The 21,798-nt window shown below is 73.4% G+C and carries 17 protein-coding genes; 4 read left to right on the top strand and 13 right to left on the bottom strand.

All coding sequences use genetic code 11. The features are described from left to right. Window positions 1-3: 3 nt before the first annotated feature. From EV567_RS18080 to EV567_RS18060, 5 genes are all read right to left on the bottom strand, one after another. Window positions 4-1,524 (bottom strand): aldehyde dehydrogenase family protein, encoded by a 1,521-nt coding sequence (locus tag EV567_RS18080; RefSeq protein ID WP_130441237.1) that lies wholly within the window; start codon window positions 1,522-1,524, stop codon window positions 4-6. 233 nt (window positions 1,525-1,757) lie between these two features. Continuing rightward, window positions 1,758-2,747, bottom strand: a complete 990-nt coding sequence (locus EV567_RS18075; RefSeq protein ID WP_130441235.1) for a malate dehydrogenase — start codon at window positions 2,745-2,747, stop codon at window positions 1,758-1,760. Between the two features lie 472 nt (window positions 2,748-3,219). Further along, complete coding sequence (locus tag EV567_RS18070; protein WP_130441233.1) at window positions 3,220-4,104, bottom strand: XRE family transcriptional regulator; 885 nt, start codon at window positions 4,102-4,104, stop codon at window positions 3,220-3,222. A gap of 94 nt (window positions 4,105-4,198) precedes the next feature. Further along, the gene (locus tag EV567_RS18065) at window positions 4,199-4,636 is read right to left on the bottom strand and encodes a DUF3017 domain-containing protein (protein ID WP_130441690.1); all 438 of its coding nucleotides are present in this window, start codon (window positions 4,634-4,636) and stop codon (window positions 4,199-4,201) included. Between the two features lie 115 nt (window positions 4,637-4,751). Beyond that, window positions 4,752-5,606, bottom strand: coding sequence for a bifunctional methylenetetrahydrofolate dehydrogenase/methenyltetrahydrofolate cyclohydrolase (locus tag EV567_RS18060; protein ID WP_130441231.1), 855 nt, complete (start codon window positions 5,604-5,606; stop codon window positions 4,752-4,754). A 248-nt stretch (window positions 5,607-5,854) separates the two neighbouring features. Here EV567_RS18060 and EV567_RS18055 point away from each other — a divergent pair, with 248 nt between their 5' ends. Continuing rightward, window positions 5,855-6,502 (top strand): RDD family protein, encoded by a 648-nt coding sequence (locus EV567_RS18055; protein WP_130441229.1) that lies wholly within the window; start codon window positions 5,855-5,857, stop codon window positions 6,500-6,502. A gap of 90 nt (window positions 6,503-6,592) precedes the next feature. Here EV567_RS18055 and purH read toward each other — a convergent pair whose 3' ends face one another. After that, the gene (gene purH / locus EV567_RS18050; protein ID WP_130441227.1) at window positions 6,593-8,176 is read right to left on the bottom strand and encodes a bifunctional phosphoribosylaminoimidazolecarboxamide formyltransferase/IMP cyclohydrolase; all 1,584 of its coding nucleotides are present in this window, start codon (window positions 8,174-8,176) and stop codon (window positions 6,593-6,595) included. Further along, complete coding sequence (purN, locus tag EV567_RS18045) at window positions 8,173-8,811, bottom strand: phosphoribosylglycinamide formyltransferase (RefSeq protein WP_130441225.1); 639 nt, start codon at window positions 8,809-8,811, stop codon at window positions 8,173-8,175. The genes purH and purN overlap by 4 nt, the downstream gene beginning before the upstream one ends. Window positions 8,812-9,151: 340 nt before the next feature. On the opposite strand from purN, the gene EV567_RS18040 reads away from it, so the two are divergent. Further along, window positions 9,152-9,913 (top strand): hypothetical protein, encoded by a 762-nt coding sequence (locus EV567_RS18040; RefSeq protein WP_130441223.1) that lies wholly within the window; start codon window positions 9,152-9,154, stop codon window positions 9,911-9,913. 192 nt (window positions 9,914-10,105) lie between these two features. Here the strand turns inward: EV567_RS18040 and EV567_RS27960 are convergent, their stop codons facing one another. After that, the gene (locus EV567_RS27960; protein ID WP_207228791.1) at window positions 10,106-11,539 is read right to left on the bottom strand and encodes a DUF6350 family protein; all 1,434 of its coding nucleotides are present in this window, start codon (window positions 11,537-11,539) and stop codon (window positions 10,106-10,108) included. A gap of 96 nt (window positions 11,540-11,635) precedes the next feature. Here EV567_RS27960 and EV567_RS18030 point away from each other — a divergent pair, with 96 nt between their 5' ends. Then, window positions 11,636-12,793 carry a helix-turn-helix domain-containing protein gene (locus EV567_RS18030; protein WP_242620876.1) on the top strand — a complete coding sequence of 386 codons (1,158 nt, stop codon included), beginning with the start codon at window positions 11,636-11,638 and terminating at the stop codon, window positions 12,791-12,793. A gap of 132 nt (window positions 12,794-12,925) precedes the next feature. On the opposite strand, the gene sucD is transcribed toward EV567_RS18030, so the two are convergent. The 5 genes from sucD to EV567_RS18005 all read right to left on the bottom strand — a co-directional run bounded on the left by sucD (window position 12,926) and on the right by EV567_RS18005 (window position 20,134). Then, entirely contained in the window at window positions 12,926-13,810 is an 885-nt protein-coding gene (sucD, locus tag EV567_RS18025; protein ID WP_130441219.1) for a succinate--CoA ligase subunit alpha, read from the bottom strand. A 19-nt stretch (window positions 13,811-13,829) separates the two neighbouring features. Beyond that, window positions 13,830-15,008 (bottom strand): ADP-forming succinate--CoA ligase subunit beta, encoded by a 1,179-nt coding sequence (sucC, locus tag EV567_RS18020; protein WP_130441217.1) that lies wholly within the window; start codon window positions 15,006-15,008, stop codon window positions 13,830-13,832. Between the two features lie 302 nt (window positions 15,009-15,310). Beyond that, window positions 15,311-16,510, bottom strand: coding sequence for a VWA domain-containing protein (locus EV567_RS18015; RefSeq protein WP_130441688.1), 1,200 nt, complete (start codon window positions 16,508-16,510; stop codon window positions 15,311-15,313). A gap of 65 nt (window positions 16,511-16,575) precedes the next feature. Next, window positions 16,576-18,909, bottom strand: coding sequence for a DUF5682 family protein (locus EV567_RS18010; protein WP_130441215.1), 2,334 nt, complete (start codon window positions 18,907-18,909; stop codon window positions 16,576-16,578). Window positions 18,910-19,024: 115 nt separating this feature from the next. Then, a complete protein-coding gene (locus tag EV567_RS18005; protein WP_130441213.1) occupies window positions 19,025-20,134 on the bottom strand; it encodes an AAA family ATPase in 1,110 nt (369 codons plus the stop codon). A 145-nt stretch (window positions 20,135-20,279) separates the two neighbouring features. On the opposite strand from EV567_RS18005, the gene EV567_RS18000 reads away from it, so the two are divergent. After that, window positions 20,280-21,644: an SWIM zinc finger family protein gene (locus EV567_RS18000; RefSeq protein ID WP_130441211.1), complete on the top strand. Its 1,365-nt coding sequence runs from the start codon at window positions 20,280-20,282 to the stop codon at window positions 21,642-21,644. Window positions 21,645-21,798 lie beyond the last annotated feature (154 nt).

Below are 21,798 nucleotides of genomic sequence, written 5' to 3'. Positions count from 1 at the left end.
GGCTCAGCCGGCGAACCAGCGGACGGGCTTGGGCGCGAGGTTCTGGTAGACGTGCTTGGTCTCGCGGTACTCGGCGAGTCCGGCGGGGCCGAGTTCGCGGCCGACGCCGCTCTTGCCGAAGCCGCCCCATTCCGCCTGCGGCAGGTAGGGGTGGAAGTCGTTGATCCAGACGGTGCCGTGGCGCAGCCGGGCGGCGACGCGGCGGGCGCGGCCGGCGTCGGCGGTCCACACGCCGCCCGCGAGGCCGTACTCGGTGTCGTTGGCGAGGGCGACGGCCTCGTCCTCGGTGCGGAAGGTCTCCACGGTGACGACGGGTCCGAAGACCTCCTCGCGGACGACCCTCATCTCGCGGTGGCAGTGGTCGAGGACGGTCGGCTCGTAGAAGTAGCCGTTCTCGGGCCGCTCGGGCGCGGGGTCGGGGCGCCGGCCGCCGGAGCGCAGCACCGCGCCCTCCTTGAGGGCGGACTCGACGTAGTCCTCGACCTTGGCGCGCTGCTGCTCGGAGACGAGGGGGCCGCACTCGACGCCGTCCTCGGTGCCGCGGCCGAGGCGGATCTTCCCGGCGCGGCGGGCGAGTTCGTCGACGAAGCGGTCGCGGACGGACTCCTCGACGATGAGCCGGGCGCCGGCCGAGCAGACCTGGCCGCTGTGGATGAAGGCCGCGTTCAGTGCCTGGTCGACGGCCGTGTCGAAGCCCTCCTCCGTGGCGCAGGCGTCGGCGAAGACGACGTTCGGGTTCTTGCCGCCGAGTTCGAGGGCGACCTTCTTGACGGTGGGGGCGGCGGCCTGCGCGACCTTGGTGCCGCTGACCAGACCGCCGGTGAAGGAGACCAGGTCGACGTCGGGGTGTTCGGAGAGCCGGGCGCCGACGGTGTGGCCGGGACCGGTGACGATGTTGGCGACGCCGGCGGGCAGTCCGGCCTCGGCGAGCAGCTCGATGAGCGCGACGGTGGTCAGCGGCGTGATCTCGCTCGGCTTGACCACGAAGGTGTCGCCGGCGGCCAGAGCCGGCGCGATCTTCCAACTGGCCTGCAGCAGCGGGTAGTTCCAGGGAGTGATCAGCGCGCAGACGCCTATCGGCTCGTGGACGACGACGCTGTGGATGTCGGGCGAGCCCGCGTCGACGACCCGTCCGGGGGCCTCGGCGGCGACGAGGTCGGCGAAGTAGCGGAAGGCGTCGGCGACGCAGTCGATGTCGACACGGCCTTCCTCGACGGTCTTGCCCGCGTCACGGCTCTCCATCAGGCCGAGCCGCTCGCGGTCCCGTACGAGGAGGTCGGCGACGCGACGCAGCAGGGCCGCGCGCTCGGCGGCCGGGGTGTGCGGCCAGGGGCCGTGGTCGAAGGCCTTGCGGGCGGCGGCGACCGCGAGATCGGTGTCCTTCTCGTCACCCTCCGCGATCACGGCGAAGGGCAGGGCGTCCGCGGGGTCGAGGATCTCGCGCGTGGCGCCGGAGACGGCTTCACGCCACTCCCCGTCCACGTGGATGGTCTTCCGCGCCTGGAGTTCTGTGTTGTCCGCCATGATCGGGATAGCCTTCCGTTCCTGTTCACTGCCCGTGCGTCACACACGTGTCACTCACTGGGACCGTGACCGCATGCCCCGGCCCTGCGATTGCATGCGCAATCCATGGCCGAAAGTGGGCCGTGTCACTGAAGATGCACAGGAAACGGGACAAATCGTGCACATGAACGCGACGATCCCCGGGTGGAAGGGCTCCACCCGGGGATCGTCGGAACAGTCGAGGCTCAGAAAGCTCAGATGAGGCCGAGGGCGCGGACCGCCTCGCGCTCCTCCTCCAGCTCCTTGACGGAGGCGTCGATGCGGGCGCGGGAGAACTCGTTGATCTCCAGGCCCTGGACGATCTCGTACTTGCCGTCCTTGACGGTGACCGGGAAGGAGGAGATGAGGCCCTGCGGGACGCCGTAGGAGCCGTCCGACGGGATGCCCATGGAGGCCCAGTCGCCGTCCGCGGTGCCGTTGACCCACGTGTACACGTGGTCGATGGCGGCGTTGGCCGCGGAGGCGGCCGACGAGGCGCCACGGGCCTCGATGATGGCGGCGCCGCGCTTGGCGACGGTCGGGATGAAGTCCTCGGCCAGCCACTTCTCGTCGTCCACGACCTCGGCGGCGTTCTTGCCGGCGACCGTGGCGTGGAAGATGTCCGGGTACTGCGTGGCGGAGTGGTTGCCCCAGATGGTCAGGCGCTTGATGTCGGCGACCGTGGAGCCCGTCTTCTTCGCGAGCTGCGTGAGCGCGCGGTTGTGGTCGAGGCGGGTCATCGCGGTGAAGCGCTCGGCCGGTACGTCCGGCGCGGCGGCCTGGGCGATCAGCGCGTTGGTGTTCGCCGGGTTGCCGACGACGAGGACCTTGACGTCGTCCGCGGCGTGGTCGTTGATGGCCTTGCCCTGCGGCTTGAAGATGCCGCCGTTGGCCTCGAGCAGGTCGCCGCGCTCCATGCCCTTGGTGCGGGGGCGGGCGCCGACGAGGAGGGCGACGTTGGCGCCGTCGAAGGCGACGTTCGGGTCGTCCGTGATCTCGATGCCCTGGAGCAGCGGGAACGCGCAGTCGTCCAGCTCCATGGCCGTGCCCTCGGCGGCCTTGAGCGCCGGGGTGATCTCCAGCAGGCGCAGCTTGACCGGCACGTCCGCGCCGAGCAGCTGGCCGGAGGCGATGCGGAAGAGCAGGGCGTAACCGATCTGGCCGGCCGCGCCGGTGACGGTGACGTTCACGGGAGTGCGGGTCATGGCGTTCTCCGTATGACAGCTGGCGGTGGGGCGTCCCTGCCCCGGGTGGGACGTACAGATGATCGATCTCTTGATACCAAGAGATCGACCAGCGGTCAGGCTATCGCGCCTCCAGGATCCCAGGCCGCCGGGGCGGTGTGGCCCAGGCCACAGCTCGGTGGTGGGCGGCCGGATCCGCCCGGGCCGCTTGGGGGTTGGCCGGGACCTGCCCGGGGAGACCGGGCCGGGGCCTGCACCATGGCGGCGCTGACCACGGCCGAACAGGCCGCGAACGCGGGGATCTGCGCGAGGGCGTTTGGGGGCGCGAAGCGGCGGCCGCCGGTTCGGGAGAGGGAACGGGCGGCCGCCGGAGGGGGTGCCGGGGGGCCGGACTCCCGTGGGGGTACGGTTCGCGTGCCCAGCGGCGGGCCGGATATTCCTTCGGCGGGCGGGTTTTTCGCCGGCTTCACTCGGGTGGAGTACGGGGCCGCGGTCACTGCGGCGTGCAGCCCTCGTGGCCCGAGGCGAGTACGGCACACGCACGGCTCTCGGCCGGGTTCCTCACGGCGACCATAGGGGTGTACGCGACGGTCTCGCCGGCCGCCGTGACGCGCCCGGCGTACCGGATCGCGCCGGCGGTCACCCTCACCTCGTCGCCCGCGACCGCCGGTGTGATCCTCCCCCAGGCCGCCCCGCAGGTCCGGCTGTAGCGGACCTCCAGCAGCACGGCGCCCACGGTGACGCTCCTCGCCGTGGCGGCCGACTCCCCGCCGCAGCCCGCCTTCTCCGCGTCCCTGCCCGTGCAGCCGGCTCCGAAGCACAGCACGCCGGGCGGGAGGGGCGCGCCGGGCGCGGGGGACGGCGAAGGGGAGGCGGCGACGGTCCGGCCGTTCGCCGGGGAGTCCGCGTCGGCGTGGGTGAGCAGGAACGCCCCCACCGCGACGCCCACGACGCCGACCGCGCCGGCGAGGAACACGACCGTGCCTGGCCGCCTCTGGGGCGGCGCGGAAGCAGCGGGCGGGCGCTCCGGGACGGGGTGGTGGGTGATCGTGGGGGTCCGCGCCCGGGACAGGCGGACGGCCTCCGAGGCGGCGTCGTCCCGCAGCTCCGCCCGGCTCCAGGCCCGCTCGGCCGACTCCCACAGCGGTATCAGCGCGGCCGGGTCCGCGCCGGTGGCCTCCGCCAGGGCGATGACCGCGCCCTTGGGCGCGAGGAGCCGCCCGTCCAGATACCGCTCCCAGGCCGCCACGCCGTAGCCGGTGCGGTCGGCGAGGGTGGCGACGCCGAGGCCGGCGTGGTCCACGAGCCGCCGTAGCCGACGGGCCAACTCCTCGACCCGCGGATCGAGTTCGTCCGGGAGGTCCCTCCAGCGAGGCATCGGCCCCCCTCCCTCCGCCGTGAACCCTTATCCGCTTATCGACCGTTTCGGCCGTTCGACCACGGTAGCGCTCGGACGGGCTAGTGCCCCGGCACTAGTTGCTCACGGTGAAGTGCAAGGTGTCGCCCAGGAAAGGGATCTGGAGCCACGGGCGCGGCTGCGCCATCAGCGCCAGCAGGACGATCGTCACGCCCAGCACGCCGTACGTCGCGACGTCGGTGAAGCGCGAACGGACGGCCAGCATGCCGACGTTGAGCCTGAGCCAGCGCAGCACCGCGCCGGTGAGCAGCCCCGCGCCGATCAGGATGGTGCCGATCCTGAACACGTCGAACGCGGTGAGCAGCAGGCCGAGTGCGACCAGGCCCAGGACCACGAGCATCGGCCACTGCCGCGCCGGTGCCGGGGCGTCACGGGGCGCGGCCCGGCCGCCGCCCTCGGGGCGCGCGGTGTCCCGGGTGAACAGCGGGAAGCGGCGCGTGCTGCGGCGCGGGACGCCCTCGGCGTCGGGCGCGCTGACGGGGTCGCGGGCGATGGGTTCCTCGAACGCCTCGTCGTGGGAGCTCGGGACGTTCGCCGTGTTCGCCGTGTTCGCCGTGTGTTCCTCGACGTTCCCGGCGGGGTCGGGGGGCTCGGGCTTCCGCGCGCTGTCAGCCGGCACTGCGCTCGGCCGCCTCGACCACGTTGACGAGCAGTTGCGCGCGGGTCATCGGGCCCACCCCTCCCGGGTTGGGGGAGATCCAGCCGGCGACCTCGCGGACGTCCGGGTGGACGTCGCCCACGATCCGCCCCTCGGCGTTTCGGGAGACGCCGACGTCGAGGACGGCCGCGCCCGGCTTGACGTCCTCGGGCCGGACCAGGTGGGCGGAACCGGCGGCGGCGACGATGATGTCCGCGCGCTTGAGGTGCGCCGACAGGTCCCGCGTGCCCGTGTGGCACTGCGTGACCGTGGCGTTCTCGCTGCGCCGGGTCAGCAGCAGCGGCATGGGACGGCCGATGGTGACCCCACGGCCGACGATCACGACCTCGGCGCCCTTGATCTCGACGCCGTGCCGGCGCAGCAGCGTGAGGATGCCGTTGGGCGTGCAGGGCAGCGGGGCGGGCTCGTTGAGGACGAGACGGCCGAGGTTCATCGGGTGCAGGCCGTCGGCGTCCTTGGCCGGGTCCATGAGTTCGAGGATGCGGTTCTCGTCGATGCCCCGGGGCAGCGGAAGCTGCACGATGTAACCGGTGCAGGCGGGGTCCTCGTTCAGCTCGCGGACGACCGCCTCGATCTCCTCCTGCGTGGCCGTGCCGGGCAGCTCACGCTGGATGGAGGCGATGCCGACCTCGGCGCAGTCGCGGTGCTTGCCGGCGACGTACTTCTGGCTGCCGGGGTCGTCCCCGACGAGGATCGTGCCGAGGCCGGGCGTGACGCCCTTGCCCTTCAGCGCCGCCACGCGGGCGGTCAGATCCGACTTGATCTCGGCTGCGGTGGCCTTGCCATCGAGAAGCTGGGCGGTCATACGCCCATCCTCCCGGATGACCGGACCCCGGTTCCAATCAGGGTCGCCAGGGCCGCTCACTCGGCCCCGTCCTGACCACTGAGGTTGCACTTGCACAACAGCCGTATATCCGACTGGACAATCACTCGTCCGGCACATGACGATGAACGGCGCATCACCGCGGTCCGGCAGGGGGACGAACCGCTCAAGCTCACACGTTCCTCCGCGGCATCGCCACGTCCCCGCAAACGCAACGGAGGAACACGGTCATGAGCTTCGGTCAGCCCGGGGGCAACCCCTACGGGGACCAGCCGCCGAGCTTCGGTCAGCCCGGCGCCAACCCTTACGGGGAGCAGCAGCCCCCGCAGCAGCCCGGCTACCCGGCCTACCCCCAGGCCCCCCAGGGCGTCCCGCCGCAGCAGGGCTACGGCTACCCCCAGCAGCCGGGTTATCCGCAGCAGGGCTACAACTACCCGCAGCAGCCGGGCTACGGCTACGGCACCGGGCCCCAACTCGCCCACTGGGGCCTGCGGCTCGGGGCGACGCTGCTCGACGGCCTGATCATCATGGGGCCGATGTACCTGCTGATCGGCATCGGGGGCGCCATGGGCTCCGACTCGGCGGCGGCGGGCATCCTGTCCCTGGTCGGTGCTCTGTACGCCTTGGGCATGGGCATCTACCAGATCTACCAGGAGGGCACGACCGGCCAGACCATCGGCAAGAAGGCCGTCGGCACGCGCCTGCTGCGCGAGGCGGACGGCAACACGGTCGGCTTCGGCATGGCCTTCGTCCGCCGCCTGGCGCACATCCTCGACGGCCTGCCCTGCTACCTCGGCTACCTGTGGCCGCTGTGGGACGACAAGAAGCAGACGTTCGCCGACAAGGTGTGCTCGACCCTGGTGGTCCGCGCCCGGTAGTCGATGCCGGCACTCCTGCCGAGACGCCTGTGAGAGGGCCCGCCGACCGTCACTCCGGTCGGCGGGCCCTCTCATCGCGTCAGCAGCGGCTCAGTGGAAGAAGTGCCGCGTCCCGGTGAAGTACATCGTCACGCCGGCCTTGCGCGCGGCCTCGACGACCTGCTCGTCGCGGACCGAACCGCCGGGCTGCACCACGGCCTTCACCCCGGCCTCGGTGAGGATCTCCAGCCCGTCCGGGAAGGGGAAGAACGCGTCGGAGGCGGCGTACGCCCCCCGCGCGCGCTCCGCGCCGGCCCGCTCGACCGCGAGCTTCGCGGAGTCGACCCGGTTGACCTGGCCCATGCCGACGCCGACGGAGGCGCCGTCCTTGGCGAGCAGGATGGCGTTGGACTTCACGGCCCGGCAGGCCCGCCAGGCGAAGGCGAGCTCCTGGAGCTCCTGCTCGCCGAGCGCCTCGCCGGTCGCCAGCGTCCACCGGGCCGGGTCGTCGCCGTCGGCCTGGAGCCGGTCCGTCACCTGGAGCAGCGCGCCGCCGTCGACGGGCTTGACCTCGACGGGGGCCAAGGGCGCGCCGGGAGCCTTCAGCACCCGGATGTTCTTCTTCTTCGCGAGAGCCTCCAGCGCGCCGTCCTCGTAGTCCGGCGCGACGATGACCTCGGTGAAGATCTCGGCGACCTGCTCCGCCATCTCCTTGCTGACGGGCCGGTTGACGGCGATGACCCCGCCGAAGGCCGACAGCGGGTCGCACGCGTGCGCCTTGCGGTGCGCCTCGGCGACGTCCGCGCCGACCGCGATGCCGCACGGGTTGGCGTGCTTGATGATCGCGACGGCGGGCTCGTCGTGGTCGTACGCGGCACGGCGCGCGGCGTCCGTGTCCGTGTAGTTGTTGTACGACATCTCCTTGCCGTGCAGCTGCTCGGCCTCGGCGAGGCCGCCGCCGGCGCCGTCGACGTAGAGGGCGGCGGGCTGGTGCGGGTTCTCGCCGTAGCGCAGGGTGTTCTTGCGCTCCCAGGTCGCGCCGAGGAAGTCGGGGAATTGCGACTCGTCCACGGGCGCGTACGACGACGCGAACCAGGAGGCGACCGCCACGTCGTAGGCGGCGGTGTGCTGGAAGGCCTCGGCGGCGAGCCGCTTGCGGGTGGCGAGGTCGAAGCCGCCCGAGCCGACCGCGGCGAGGACGTCGCCGTAGCGCTCCGGGCTGGTGACGACGGCCACGGAGGGGTGGTTCTTCGCGGCGGCGCGCACCATGGACGGCCCGCCGATGTCGATCTGCTCCACGCACTCGTCGGGCGAGGCGCCGGAGGCGACGGTCTCGCGGAACGGGTAGAGGTTCACGACGACGAGGTCGAACGGCTCGACGCCGAGCTTCTCCAGCTGCGCCCGGTGCTCGGGGAGCCGCAGGTCGGCGAGGATGCCGGCGTGGACCTTCGGGTGGAGGGTCTTGACGCGGCCGTCGAGGCACTCAGGGAAGCCGGTGAGCTCCTCGACCTTGGTGACGGGCACGCCTGCGGCGGCGATACGGGCGGCGGTGGAGCCGGTGGAGACGAGCGCGACGCCGGCCTCGTGCAGGCCGAGGGCGAGCTCCTCGAGCCCGGTCTTGTCGTAGACGCTGACGAGCGCGCGACGGATGCCCCGCTTGCCGCTCTCGGCCGTGACAGTGCTGTCGGCGGTCACTGGATAACTACCTTTCGTCCCTCAATGCGATAGCCGTTGCGGGCGAGCCGCCCCACGACCTCGACGAGCAGCCTTCGCTCGACTTCCTTGATGCGCTCGTGCAGCGCGCTCTCGTCGTCCTCGTCCCGGACCTCGACCACGCCCTGGGCGATGATCGGGCCGGTGTCGACGCCGTCGTCGACGAAGTGGACGGTGCAGCCGGTGACCCTGGCGCCGTACGCGAGCGCGTCACGGACGCCGTGGGCGCCGGGAAAACTGGGCAGGAGGGCCGGGTGGGTGTTGACGAACCGCCCCCCGAACCGCGCCAGGAACTCCTTGCCCACGATCTTCATGAACCCGGCCGAGACGACGAGGTCGGGCTCGTGTGCGGCGACGGCCTCGGCGAGGGCGGCGTCCCACTCCTCGCGCGTGCCGTAGTCCTTCACCTTCCGCACGAAGGTGGGGATCCCGGCCCGCTCGGCCCGCGCGAGCCCTTCGACGCCCTCACGGTCGGCGCCGACGGCCACGATCTCGGCCCCGTAGGCCTCCGCGCCGGCGGCGGCGATCTCGTCGAGCAGCGCCTGAAGGTTCGTTCCGGATCCGGAGACCAGCACGACGAGGCGCTTGGCCGGCTCGGCCACGGGCTTGGCGGCCACGGCGGGGCCCTTTCTCGGGAGAGCTTTTGTAGGGTCGTACGAATGCTTCGCGCCCCGGTATACGGGGAAGTCTACGAAGCGGCCGACCGCCAGCAACGATACCGGCACCCCGCACGGCCCCCTCGGGACGGGGGCGGGGCCGACAGGTAGCGTCAGGGGCGAGCGGGCTCGGGAACGCGACCGCCGTGCGGCACGTTCTCGAAGTGACCGTGGACAGCGGCGGTCGATCCCACAGACATCCGTACGCATCCGCACACAGTCGAAACACAGTCGAATCCGAGACCGAATGCGAGACCGACTCGATCTCGGTCCTGATCACCTAGGGGAAGACGCTCACTTGATGCCGGACCGCAGTCTGCGACTCCTCACGCTCCCCCCGCAGTCACCGCAGAGAGGGGAGCGCGGCGCCGTGCTGCTGCGAGAGCGCCCCACGACCCCGCCCGACGCGCCGTCCGGCACCGGCGGCGCGCCCCAGGACGACAACCCCTTCGCCCCGCCGCCGGAGGGCGCCCCCGACCGCCCCTGGCAGCCCCGTCACCCCGCCCCGGGCGACGACTCCGACGGCTCCCGCGGTTCGTCGGGCTCCCCCTGGGGCAGCCAGTGGAGCGACCGCCAGCCCGGCCGCGCCCCCGGCGGCTTCGGCGAGCGCCCAGGCGGCGGCGAGGGCGGCCCCGGCGGCCAGCAGCAGCCCGGCCCGCGCTGGGATCCGGCGGATCCCTCCCAGCGCCGCGCGCGGTACGCGCTGCTGTGCGGGATGTGGGCCTTCTTCTTCGCCCTCTTCGGCTGGCCGTACGTCGCCCTGCTGCTCGGCGCGCTCGCCCTGCACTGGGGCATCAGCGCCCTGCGCGCCAAGCCCCGCACCCCCGACCCGACGGCCCCCCAGCCCACCGAGCCCACCGGCCGCCCCCAGCGGACCGCCGCGATCAGCGGCCTGGTCACAGCGGGCCTGGCCCTGTCCCTGGTGGCCGTCACCTTCACCGCGCAACTGGTCTACCGCGACTACTACACCTGCACGAACGACGCCTTGACGAACGAGGCGAAGCAGACATGCAGCAAGCTGCTGCCGGAACAGCTGCGAGAGGTACTGGGGGCGAACGCGTAGCGGGTTATTCAGCGGCCCGTCCGAGGCCGAAGCGGGAGCCGGGGGCGGCGGCTGGTTTTTCAGCCCGTCTGGGGGTGCCCCCTCTGAGGGAGTTTGAGGACGAGGCCCGTCCAGGGCCGAAGCGGGGGTCCGGGGGCGGCAGCCCCCGGGGCCGGGACGGGAAGGGGCGGCGGGGGCGAACCCCCTCGACGGTCACAACCCCACCCCACCCTCCTCCTCCACGAAGTCATAGAGATCGTCATCCGCGACGCTCTCCCCCACCTCCTCCACCACGGCCTCCGCCCCCCGCCGCACGCCCCGCACCAACACCCCCACAGGCACCCCCACCCCCACAACCCAGAGAACCACCGCGCCCCCCACCTGCCACCACACCGGCCCGAACCGAGCCAACGTCCCCACCCCCAACGGCCCCCCGGCCAAACCCGCCAGCAAGGCCAACCCCGCCCCACACACCACCCCGGACCACACCACCACCCCCACAGTCCTCCGGAAACCCCAGCGCTCAGCACCACCGTCGCCCACCTCCCCCCGAGCCGCCCGCCCCACAACCCACCCCACCAATCCCGCAGCCACCCCGGGCACCACCCCGGCAACCCAGTTCACCCAACTCCCCGCCCCCGGCGAGGGCACCGCCGCCAGCAACGGAAACGGCGGCAGCAAGGGCGCCGGCGCCGACCCCAGCGGCCCCACCACGTGCCCCGCCCCCAACACGAACCCGGGCCCCAGCGCATACCCCGCCCCCCACACCGCCGCGTTGGGCACCAGCGCCACACACAGCAACAACACCGCGAACCGCCCGGACCACCCCTCCGTGAGCTGCACGAACGCCCCCCGCGCAGCCCCGAGATGCCACAGCGACGACACCACCACCAACACGGCCCCACCCCCCACCAGCACGGCCGCCCCGAGCCCCGCCGCCCGCAGCGCGACGCGCCCCCCACCGGCCCCGGCCGCCCCGTCCTGGTCCCCGCGGAACAACCACCGCACCCCCACGACCTCCCGCAGCACCCGCTCCACCGGCGCCCACGGCCGGCCGTACCCGGCCCACACCCCCACCCCCGCCGCCCCCGCCACCGACGCCGGCAGGCACACCGCCGTCCACACCCACGACGGCCGCAGCACCCCGCCCGCCGCATACACCACGGCGCACACGCCCACCGCGAGATACCCGGCGACGACCCCCGCCCACGCCGTCCGCGCACTCACCAGCGGCACGCTCCCGGTCAGCCCCGCCCCGCCTCCGCCCCCACCGCCGCCGTCCACCGCGTCCCGCGCCGCCCGGTGCACCAGCCACACCGGCAGCGCCAGCAGCAGCAGCGGCGTGACCCCCATCGGCGCCGGCACCCCGGACAACGTCTCGGTGCGCACCAGCTCGGCCCCGTGGGCCAGCACCCACAGCGAGGCCGCGACGCGCAACGCGCTCCCCGGCCCGCTGTCGGGATACGGCGAACTGATCCACAGCATCGTCACGAGCACGGCCAGCGCGCCGAGCCCAAGCCCGGCGGCCAGAGCTCCGCCCAGCAGCCCGGCGCCGAGGCCCGCGGGCGAACGGTCGAGCAGCCAAGTACGCAGAAGCGACGGCGACGGCAACGGTCGGCGAAGGGGCTTTCGGATCACGCCCGTCATGGTCCCAACGACACGCGCCTTCCCGTCGTAATAGGCGAACTGCCGTTGTGTCGCTCAATATACGTTTATGTACTTTTTTGGACGGAGGGGCGACCGGTGACGACACAGAGCCCTGGCACCCCGCTCCCCCCGCCCAAGGAACGCCGACGCCTGCGCGAGCACGCCTCGCTGACACAGGCTCAGCTCGCCGCCCGACTGGGCGTCAGCCGGGAGACGGTGCGCGCATGGGAGGCCGGCCGTACGACCCCCCAAGGCCGCAGAGGAGAGGCTTACGCGAAACTCCTCGCCACGCTCGCCGACCCGCCGACTCCCACCCCGGAACCCGCCCGTGGACCACGGCCGAACGCACGGACGACGAGACCGCGCCCGGAAGACCGGACGCCCACGAACTCCGCCGCGGCCCGCTCTCCCGGCGTCGGCTCCTCCGCCGACTCGTCCGCCGTGGACTCCCCCGCCGCCGCCCAGACCCCCGCTCAGGCCTTCGACGCCCTCTACGCCCACTGCGCCCCCTCCCTCATCCGGCAGGCCTACCTCCTCACCGGCCGCCGCGAACTCGCCCGCGAGTCGGTCGAACAGGCTTTCCAGATCGCCTGGCACCGCTGGCCCGAGGTGGCCGTCGACCCCGACCCCGCGGGCTGGGTGCGGGCGACGGCCCACGAGTACGCCCTCTCCCCCTGGCACCAGTTCCGCCCCCGGTTCCGCAACCCCGAGCCCCCGCCCGCCGTCCCGGCCGACCGCGCGCTGATGGACGTCCTGTTGTCCCTCCCGCCGTCCTACCGCCGCACCCTGCTGCTGTACGACGGGATCGGCCTCGGGCTGCCGGAGACCGCGGCGGAGACGGAGGCCAGCACGCCCGCCACCGCGAGCCGTCTGCTGCACGCCCGCGAGGCGGTCGTCGCGCGCCTGCCCGACCTGGCGGCCCCCGGACTGCTGCGCCGGCGGCTGGCGGAGGTGGCGTCAGCGGAGCGCCTGCGCGCCGCCAGACCCGCCGTCGTCCGCATGGGCGGCGAACGCCGGGCCCGGCTGTGGACGAGGGCGGCGATCACCTTCACGGTCGCCCTGATCGGCGTGACCGTCCTGGCCCTGTACACGGCCCCGACCCGCTACCAGCCTCCGGTTCCCCCAGGCCGGACGGTTCCCGGAGTCCCCCCGAGAGCGGCGCCCGGCCCGCTGTCCGACACGGAGCTGGCCCTGAGGGCCAAACTCAGAGCACTGCCACACGGCCCCCAGAGACTGACCCCGGAACTGCGGTAGCTTCCCCGGCGCCCGGCGCCCTCCCGAGCGAGCCGCCGGCGCCGAGAACGCCGACGGGCCCGCCCCACAGGGGAACGGGCCCGCTCACGCTGGACTCTCGCGGTTCAGCTCGGCAACCGGTCGCAACCGGTCTCAGCCGGCGAGGATCTCCCGCGCCAGCTTCGCCGTCTCGGTGGGCGTCTTGCCCACCTTGACGCCGGCGGCCTCGAGGGCCTCCTTCTTCGCCTGGGCGGTGCCGGAGGAGCCGGAGACAATGGCGCCGGCGTGGCCCATCGTCTTGCCCTCGGGCGCGGTGAAGCCCGCGACGTAGCCGACGACCGGCTTCTTCACGTTCTCCGCGATGTAGGCCGCGGCACGCTCCTCGGCGTCGCCGCCGATCTCGCCGATCATCACGATCAGGTCGGTGTCGGGGTCGGCCTCGAACGCGGCGAGCGCGTCGATGTGGGTCGTGCCGATGACCGGGTCGCCACCGATGCCGACGGCCGACGAGAAGCCGATGTCCCGCAGCTCGTACATCATCTGGTACGTCAGCGTGCCGGACTTCGACACCAGGCCGATACGGCCCGGCTTGGTGATGTCGCCCGGGATGATGCCGGCGTTCGACTGACCAGGGGTGATCAGACCGGGGCAGTTCGGACCGATGATGCGGGTCTTGTTGCCCTTCTCGACCGCGTAGGCGTAGAACGCGGCGGAGTCGTGCACCGCGATGCCCTCGGTGATGACGACCGCGAGGGGGATCTCCGCGTCGATCGCCTCGACGACGGCGGCCTTGGCGAAGGCCGGCGGGACGAAGAGCACGGACACGTTCGCGCCCGTCTTCTCGATCGCCTCGGCGACCGTGCCGAAGACCGGGATCTCGGTGCCGTCGATGTCGACCGACTGGCCCGCCTTGCGCGGGTTCACGCCACCGACGATGTTGGTGCCGTCGGCCAGCATGAGCTTGGTGTGCTTCATGCCCGTGGCACCGGTCATGCCCTGGACGATGACCTTGCTGTCCTTGTTGAGGAAGATAGCCATGGCTGTGTGTCCTCGTCCCTTACTTCGCAGCCGCGAGCTCGGCGGCCTTGTCGGCCGCGCCGTCCATGGTGTCCACACGCTGAACCAGCGGGTGGTTGGCGTCGGAGAGGATCTTGCGACCCAGCTCGGCGTTGTTGCCGTCGAGACGGACGACCAGCGGCTTGGTGACGTCCTCGCCCTTGTCCTTGAGCAGCTGCAGCGCCTGGACGATGCCGTTGGCGACCTCGTCGCAGGCGGTGATGCCGCCGAAGACGTTGACGAAGACCGACTTGACGTCCGGGTCGCCCAGGATGATCTCCAGGCCGTTCGCCATGACGGCGGCGGAGGCGCCGCCACCGATGTCGAGGAAGTTGGCCGGCTTCACGCCGCCGTGCTTCTCACCGGCGTACGCGACGACGTCCAGGGTGCTCATGACGAGACCCGCGCCGTTGCCGATGATGCCGACCTCGCCGTCGAGCTTGACGTAGTTGAGGTTCTTCTCCTTGGCCGCGGCCTCGAGCGGGTTCGCCGACGCCTTGTCGTGGAGCTCCTCGAAGTCGGGGTGACGGAACTCGGCGTTCTCGTCGAGCGTCACCTTGCCGTCGAGGGCGATGACGTCACCGGAGGCGACCTTGGCCAGCGGGTTGACCTCGACGAGGAGCGCGTCCTCGGCGACGAAGGTCTTCCACAGGGTGACCAGCACGTCGGCGACCTTGTCGGCGACCTCGGCCGGGAAGTTCGCCGCCTCGACGATCTCGCGGGCCTTCGCCTCGGTCACGCCCTCGTTGGCGTCGATCGGCGTCTTGGCGACGGCCTCCGGACGGGTGGCCGCCACCTCCTCGATCTCCATGCCGCCCTCGACGGACGCGATGGAGAGGAAGGTGCGGTTGGCACGGTCGAGGAGGAAGGAGACGTAGTACTCCTCCACGATCTCCGGAGCCGTCTCGGCGATCATCACCTTGTGGACCGTGTGGCCCTTGATGTCCATGCCGAGGATGTCCGTCGCGCGGGCGACGGCCTCGTCCGGGGATGCGGCCAGCTTGACGCCGCCGGCCTTGCCACGACCACCGACCTTCACCTGCGCCTTGACGACGGACTTGCCGCCCAGACGCTCCGTGATCTCGCGCGCCGCCTCAGGCGTGTCGATGACTTCACCGGCCAGCACCGGTACATCGTGCTTGGCGAAGAGGTCCCTCGCCTGGTACTCGAACAGGTCCACGCGCTTCCGTCCCTATCAGTGATCGCGGTTCGTTGGATGCGTGGGCGTGCCGCGAAGGGCAACGTGACGACGTCCGCTGTGTCACAAGGGAAGCGCACACGGTGTCCGAGCGCGCGGCATGTCCGTCTCGCAGGTTATCTCTGCTTCCGGGGGGCCTCTAAATCGCGGGTCACACCTGAGCGGTGATACCTGTCACATGATGCCGGGCTCACTGGCACGCCGTGCCGGAACGGAGGGGCCTCACCGGGCCGGGGCGGCTCCGGTGAGACCCCTCGAGGGCCCCGCGATGCCTCCGAGGCAGGTCAGCCGCGCGGCGCCGCCGTGCCCTCCGGGTCCGGCACCGGCAGCGGGCGTCTCTCGATCGCCGCCGCCATCACCTCGGGGAACAGGTCGGGCGTGCAGGCGAACGCCGGCGCGCCCAGTGCCGCGAGCGCTGCCGCGTGCTCCCGGTCGTAGGCCGGCGCCCCCTCGTCCGACAGCGCGAGCAGCGCGACGACCTGCACGCCCGACGCCTTCATGGCCGCGACCCGCTTCAGCATCTCGTCCCGTATGCCGCCCTCGTACAGGTCGCTGACGAGCACCACCACGGTGTCCGCCGGACGGGTGATCCGGGCCTGGCAGTGGGCGAGCGCGCGGTTGATGTCCGTGCCCCCGCCGAGCCGGGTGCCGAACAGGACGTCCACGGGGTCGGCGAGCTGGTCGGTGAGGTCGACGACCGCCGTGTCGAAGACGACGAGCCGGGTGCTGATCGACCGCATCGACGCCAGCACCGCCCCGAACACCGAGGCGTACACCACCGAGGCCGCCATGGAACCGGACTGGTCGACGCAGAGGATCACCTCCTTCTTCACCGACCGCGACGCCCGCCCGTAACCGACGAGCCGCTCCGGCACGAGCGTGCGCCGCTCGGGCAGGTAGTGCTTCAGGTTGGCGGCGATCGTGCGGTTCCAGTCGATGTCGCGGTGGCGGGGCCGGGCGACCCGCGCGCTGCGGTCGAGAGCGCCGGTGATCGTGGCCCTGGTGCGGGTGGCGAGCCGCCTCTCCAGTTCATCGACCACCTTGCGGACGACGGCCCGCGCCGTCTCCCTCGTCGTCTCCGGCATCGCCTTGTTCAGCGAGAGCAGCGTGCCGACGAGGTGCACGTCCGGCTCCACCGCCTCCAGCATCTCCGGCTCCAGCAGCAGCGCGGACAGTCCGAGCCGGTCGACGGCGTCCCGCTGCATCACCTGGACGACGGAGGAGGGGAAGTATGCGCGGATGTCCCCGAGCCAGCGCGCCACGGCCGGCGCCGACGCCCCGAGCCCCGCCGAACGGTCCCGCCCCGACCGCTGCGACTCCCCCTTCCTCACCTTCCTTTCCTGGTCCCCGTAGAGCGCGTCGAGCGCGCCGTCCATGGCCGCGTCCCGCCCGGACAGCGCGTGACCGGTGCCGTCCGCCTCGTCGCCGCCCAGCACGAGCCGCCAGCGCCGCAGCCGCTCCGCCGTGGCGTCCCGCTCCGCCATGGCGTCCCCCGCCGCCCTCTCCCGATCGGCCCCCGTCGGTTCCGGCGTCCGTGCCGGTCCGATCGTCATACGCCCACCTCCACAAGGTCGTCGTCGCCCAGCAGCAGCCGGACCACCGGCAGCACGGCGTCCGCCCGTACCCTGTCGGCTTCGGAGGCGAAGCCCGGCGTTCCGGACGCCGCCCCCACCACGTCCGCCCGCTGCCCGGGCCCGCGCCGCACCAGCTCCCCGAGCGTTCTGCGCACTCCCGTCCCATACGCCGCGAACGTCCGCCGCAGCAGCGGCAGCACGTCCGTGAACGCCTCGGCGGAGACTCCCGTCAGCCACGCGTCGACCAGCGCGAGCAGCCGTTCGTCGTGCACGAGGAGCAGCCCGCCGCCCGCGCCGCCTCCCACGAAGCCCTCGATCCAGGCGGCCGCGTCCGCAGGCGGCGTGCCCGGCGACAGCGCGAGCCCCATCAGCCGGGCCGCCTCCCCGCCGGCCACCTCACCCTCGTCCAGCAGCAGCCGGACGGCCCGCCCCCGGACCATTCCGGCCACAGCGTCCCGCGCGGACAGTGTGCGCAGTACCCGCAGCCACCGTGGGCGCAGCCCGCCCCGACTGGCGTCGGCGACGTCGCCCCGGCTCTCTCCCGGCCCGGCCGTCTCCGCCAGCAGAGCGACCGCCCCGTGCACCGCGTCGACGTGGCGCCGCATCTCCTCGGCCGCCTCGGCGTCCAGCGCGGCGCACGCGGGGGGCAGGCCGACGAAGACCCGCTCGGCGAGCCCGGCGGCGATGCCGGCCAGCGCACCGGTGTCGGTGCCGCGCACATCGCCGTAGCGCTGGGCACGGACCAGGGCGGGCAGGGCCTGGGCGAGGTGGCCGACGTCGGCGTCGAGCGCTGCGCGGTCGGCGAGGACCCGCATCACGGTCGGCAGTGCGTCCGGCAGGCCGGCCAGGAGGCAGCGCTCGGCGAGCGCGGTCACGTCGGCGAGGCTCCGCGCGGCGACGGCGTCGGCCTGCGCCTTGGCGGTCGCTGCGGCGAGGACGGTCGTCCCCCACACGCCGGCCTCGGCGACCCGCACCGACAGCTCCGGCTCCCAGCGCAGCCGCCACGTCTCCCGGAACGTGCCCGTGCTTCCCCGGGAGGCGGCCGGCCGGCCCCAGGGGACGTGCAGCAGCCCGAGCCGGTGCAGCAGCCTGCTGCGCTCGGCGTCGTTCTCCTTGCGCAGGTCGAGCTCCGCCTCCCGCTCACGCGCCTCAGGTTTCAGCCGCAGCCGCCGCTGCGTCCTCTCCAGGTCGCGCTGCAACGGCACGGCCGGCGCCCCGGCGGGCACCTCCCCCAGCGCGTCCCCGACGACCAGCCGGTGGTGCACCAGCGCCAGCGGCACGTCGGAGCCCTCGCAGAGCACCGCCCGCACGGCGTCCGTCGTCTCGCCCAGGCCCGGCAGGGGACGGCCGCGCAGCGCGGCCAGCGCCTCGGCGAGCCGCACCGCCTCGATGACGTGCGCCGGGGACACGATCCGGTCCTCCTCCCGCAGCAGGCCCGCGACCTTCGTCAGCCACCGCTCCACCGGCCGGTCCGGCGCGGCGAACAGGTGCCCGTACCAGCCCGGCGAGTCGACGCCCGCGCCGTACCCGCCGACCCGCGCCAGTCTGCGGTGCGTCCACGGCACCCAGGTCAGGTCGGCCTTCACCCTGGGCAGCCCCTTCAGCAGCGCCCGGTCGGCCGCGACAGTGGTCCGCCGCCGCAGCGCGGGCACATGCCAGGCCCCGCACACCACGGCCACCCCGCCGGCCCCGTGCTCCCGCAGCGCCGCACGCAACCGGAGCCGCATGTACGCCTCGCGCAGGCCGTCCCTGTCGTCGTCGACGCCGGTGCCGTCGTACGTGTCCCGCAACGCCGTCATGGCCTCCTCCAGCGCGGCGAAGGGCGCGAACGGGTCCCCCTCCCCCGCCGAGCGGTGTTCGACCACGTCCTCCCACCAGCGCTCGGGATCGTCGTGACCGGCGGCGCCGGCGAGCGCCGCGAGGGGGTCTACGCGCAGGCCCCCGGCTCCCCCGTCCTCCGTCTCCTCCTCCTTGTCCCAGGCCAGCGAGTGGGCGGCGGGCAGGTCGATGAACCGGGCCGGCACCCCGTGTTCCAGGGCCCAGCGCAGGGCGACCCACTCCGGGGAGAACTCGGCCATCGGCCAGAACGCCGACCGTCCGGGTTCGTCCACGGCGTGCCCGAGGAGCGCGACCGGCGGGCGCATGTCCTCGTGGGCGGCCAGCTCGATCAACGCGTCGGCCTCCGGCGGACCCTCGATCAGCACCGTCCGGGGCCGGGCCGCCTCCAGGGCGGCCCGCACCCCCCGGGCCGAACCGGGCCCGTGGTGCCGCACACCGAGCAGCAGCGGCCGCTCCGCGACGTCCGTCATCCCGGCCTCCCCCGCCCGCGCGCCCACGCCGGGCCGCCGCCCTCGGACGCACCCCGTCGTCGGTCGCACGCGCGCGTGTGCGGGCCTCGGACGCCGTGGGCGCGGCGGCTCGCGTTCATGCGCTCACCTCCCGGCAGGCGCGGTAGAAGTCGGTCCAGCCGTCCCGCTCGCGGACCACCGCCTCCAGGTACTCCCGCCACACCACCCGGTCGGCGGCCGGGTCGCGGACGACGGCCCCGAGGACGCCCGCGGCGACGTCGGCCGGGCGCAGGACGCCGTCGCCGAAGTGGGCGGCCAGGGCGAGCCCGCCGGTGACGACGGAGATGGCCTCCGCGGTCGACAGCGTGCCGCTCGGCGACTTGACCTTCGTCCGGCCGTCGGCGGTGATCCCGTCGCGCAGTTCACGGAAGACGGTGACGACCCTGCGGATCTCGTCGATGCCGTCGGTCCCGGCGGGCAGGTCGAGGGAGCGGCCGATCTGGTCGACGCGCCGCGTGACGATGTCGACCTCGGCCTCGACGCTCGCGGGCAGCGGCAGCACCACCGTGTTGAAGCGGCGGCGCAGGGCGCTGGAAAGCTCGTTGACCCCGCGGTCGCGGTCGTTGGCGGTCGCGATCAGGTTGAAGCCGGGGACCGCCTGCACCTCCTGTCCCAGCTCCGGTATCGGCAGCGTCTTCTCCGACAGGATCGTGATCAGCGTGTCCTGCACGTCGGCCGGGACGCGGGTGAGCTCCTCGACGCGCGCCGTCCTCCCCTCTGCCATCGCCCGCATGACGGGGCTGGGGACGAGGGCGTCCCGGCTCGGGCCGTGCGCGAGGAGCCGCGCGTAGTTCCAGCCGTAGCGGATGGCCTCCTCCGGCGTCCCCGCCGTGCCCTGCACGAGCAGCGTCGAGTCGCCGCTGACCGCGGCCGCCAGGTGCTCGGACACCCAGGTCTTCGCCGTGCCGGGCACGCCCAGCAGGAGGAGGGCGCGGTCGGTGGCCAGCGTGGAGACGGCGACCTCGACGATGCGGCGCGGCCCCACGTATTTCGGTGTGATCACCGTGCCGTCGGGCAGCGTCCCGCCGAGGAGGTAGGTGGCGACCGCCCACGGCGACAGCTTCCAGCGGGCCGGGCGGGGGCGGTCGTCCTGTGCCGCGAGCGCGGCGAGCTCGTCGGCGAAGGCCGCCTCGGCATGCGGCCGCAGCACGTCGGCCGGGTGCCGCTCATTCAGTCCCACGAACATGTCCGGGCCCCCCTTCGGTTCCACCGGTCCGGATCTGGTGTCCACCGTGCACCACGGCACTGACAATGCGATGTGACCTGCGCAAACGTGCTCGCGGAGGTCGCAGCCGGGCCGATTGTCAGTGGCGGGATCTACCTTCGACGGCATGACTCAGCAGGGGGTGCGCTGGACTGCGGAACAGGTGCTGGCACTGGCGCCTGACGCCATGTCACGCGCAGCGGGAAGCGAACTCGGCACGGCAGGTCCGTGGTCGGAGACGGGGAGTGCGGAGGAGGGGGCGGTGTGGGGGGTGTGCAAGGGGAGCGGCAGCTCGCCGTACCGGACGGTGGTCGACGTCAGGGAGGCGTCGAGTCCGGCGTATTCGTGCAGTTGTCCGAGCCGGAAGTTCCCGTGCAAGCACGCGCTGGGGCTGCTGCTGCTCTGGTCCGGCGGGGAGGTGACGGCTTCCCCGGGGCGGGCGCCGGACTGGGCCGAGCGGTGGACGGCGGCGCGGCGCGACCGCCCGCCGGAGCAACGGGCGGCGGGCCCGCCTGGTTCCGGGACCGGGCCCGCCGATCCGGAGGGGGCGCGGCGGCGGGCGGAGCGGCGCGCCGAGCGGATCACGGCGGGGGTGACGGAGCTGGAGCAGCGGCTCGCCGACCTCCTGCGCTCCGGCCTCGCCACGGCCGAGCAGTCGGGATACGGACTGTGGGAGGAGACGGCGGCCCGCATGGTCGACGCCCAGGCGCCCGGGCTGGCCTCGCGGGTCCGGGAACTGGGGGCCATCCCCTCCTCGGGGCCCGGCTGGCCGGCGCGGCTGCTGGAGGAGTGCGCGCTGCTCCACCTCCTCGACCAGGGCTGGCTGCGGCGGGCGCAGCTGCCGGACGCCCTGGCCGCCACGGTCCGCACCCGCGTCGGGCTGCCCTCCACGCCGGCCGGCCCGCCGCTGCGGGACGACTGGCTGGTCCTCGCCCAGTACGACACCGGTGACGCCAGGCTGACCACCCGCCGCGTCTGGCTGCACGGCGCCGCTTCGTCCCGCACGGCGCTCCTTCTCTCCTACGGCGCCGCCGGCCGTGCCCCCGAGCTGTCCCTGCCGGTCGGGGCGACCCTGGACGCGGAACTGGCCTTCCATCCCGGTCACCCCGGCGCCGGACGGCTCAGGGCCTCCCTCGGCGAGCGGTTCGCCCCGCCCGCCCCCGCCGACGTCCGGCCACCCGGCATGACGACGTCCGAGGCGACCGCCCGCTACGGCGACGCCCTCCGCGACGACCCCTGGCTGGACTCCGTCCCGGTCACCCTGGACGACGTCATACCGACCCCTAACGGGGACTCCTGGCAGTTGGCGGACGCCGAGGGCGACACGGCCCTCCCCCTCACCCCGGCCGCCGTCGCCCGCCCCGCCCTGTGGCGCCTGATCGCCCTCTCCTGCGGCACTCCCCTGAAAATCTTCGGCACCTGCGGCCACCAGGGCTTCACCCCCCTCACGGCCTGGCCCCCACCCCCAAACCCCCCGACCCCCCTGTGCTGACAACGCAGCAAGCTGCGGGCAGTCGTGCCGCCGGTGCGCCACGGGTGGCCGCACCGGCACCCGGCGATGCCGGCCCACCCCCACCCCGGCAAGCCACCACCCCGCCGGCACCACCACACCGGCCACCGCCCCACCTCCGGCCCCGACGGAAGGC

It is taken from the genome of Streptomyces sp. BK239 (assembly GCF_004217285.1).
Taxonomy (GTDB): Bacteria; Actinomycetota; Actinomycetes; order Streptomycetales; family Streptomycetaceae; genus Streptomyces.
This window is presented reverse-complemented; position numbering and strand designations above follow the sequence as displayed.

Excerpts from the sequence above, each read along its gene's own strand:
- EV567_RS18010 (WP_130441215.1), bottom strand. The coding sequence starts at position 18,909 with ATGACGGACGTCGCGGAGCGGCCGCTGCTGCTCGGTGTGCGGCACCAC.
- EV567_RS18070 (WP_130441233.1), bottom strand. The coding sequence starts at position 4,104 with ATGCCTCGCTGGAGGGACCTCCCGGACGAACTCGATCCGCGGGTCGAG.
- EV567_RS27960 (WP_207228791.1), bottom strand. The coding sequence starts at position 11,539 with ATGACGGGCGTGATCCGAAAGCCCCTTCGCCGACCGTTGCCGTCGCCG.
- EV567_RS18005 (WP_130441213.1), bottom strand. The coding sequence starts at position 20,134 with ATGTTCGTGGGACTGAATGAGCGGCACCCGGCCGACGTGCTGCGGCCG.
- EV567_RS18055 (WP_130441229.1), top strand. The coding sequence starts at position 5,855 with ATGAGCTTCGGTCAGCCCGGGGGCAACCCCTACGGGGACCAGCCGCCG.
- EV567_RS18040 (WP_130441223.1), top strand. The coding sequence starts at position 9,152 with ATGCCGGACCGCAGTCTGCGACTCCTCACGCTCCCCCCGCAGTCACCG.
- sucD (WP_130441219.1), bottom strand. The coding sequence starts at position 13,810 with ATGGCTATCTTCCTCAACAAGGACAGCAAGGTCATCGTCCAGGGCATG.
- EV567_RS18060 (WP_130441231.1), bottom strand. The coding sequence starts at position 5,606 with ATGACCGCCCAGCTTCTCGATGGCAAGGCCACCGCAGCCGAGATCAAG.
- EV567_RS18000 (WP_130441211.1), top strand. The coding sequence starts at position 20,280 with ATGACTCAGCAGGGGGTGCGCTGGACTGCGGAACAGGTGCTGGCACTG.
- EV567_RS18080 (WP_130441237.1), bottom strand. The coding sequence starts at position 1,524 with ATGGCGGACAACACAGAACTCCAGGCGCGGAAGACCATCCACGTGGAC.
- EV567_RS18015 (WP_130441688.1), bottom strand. The coding sequence starts at position 16,510 with ATGGCGGAGCGGGACGCCACGGCGGAGCGGCTGCGGCGCTGGCGGCTC.
- EV567_RS18075 (WP_130441235.1), bottom strand. The coding sequence starts at position 2,747 with ATGACCCGCACTCCCGTGAACGTCACCGTCACCGGCGCGGCCGGCCAG.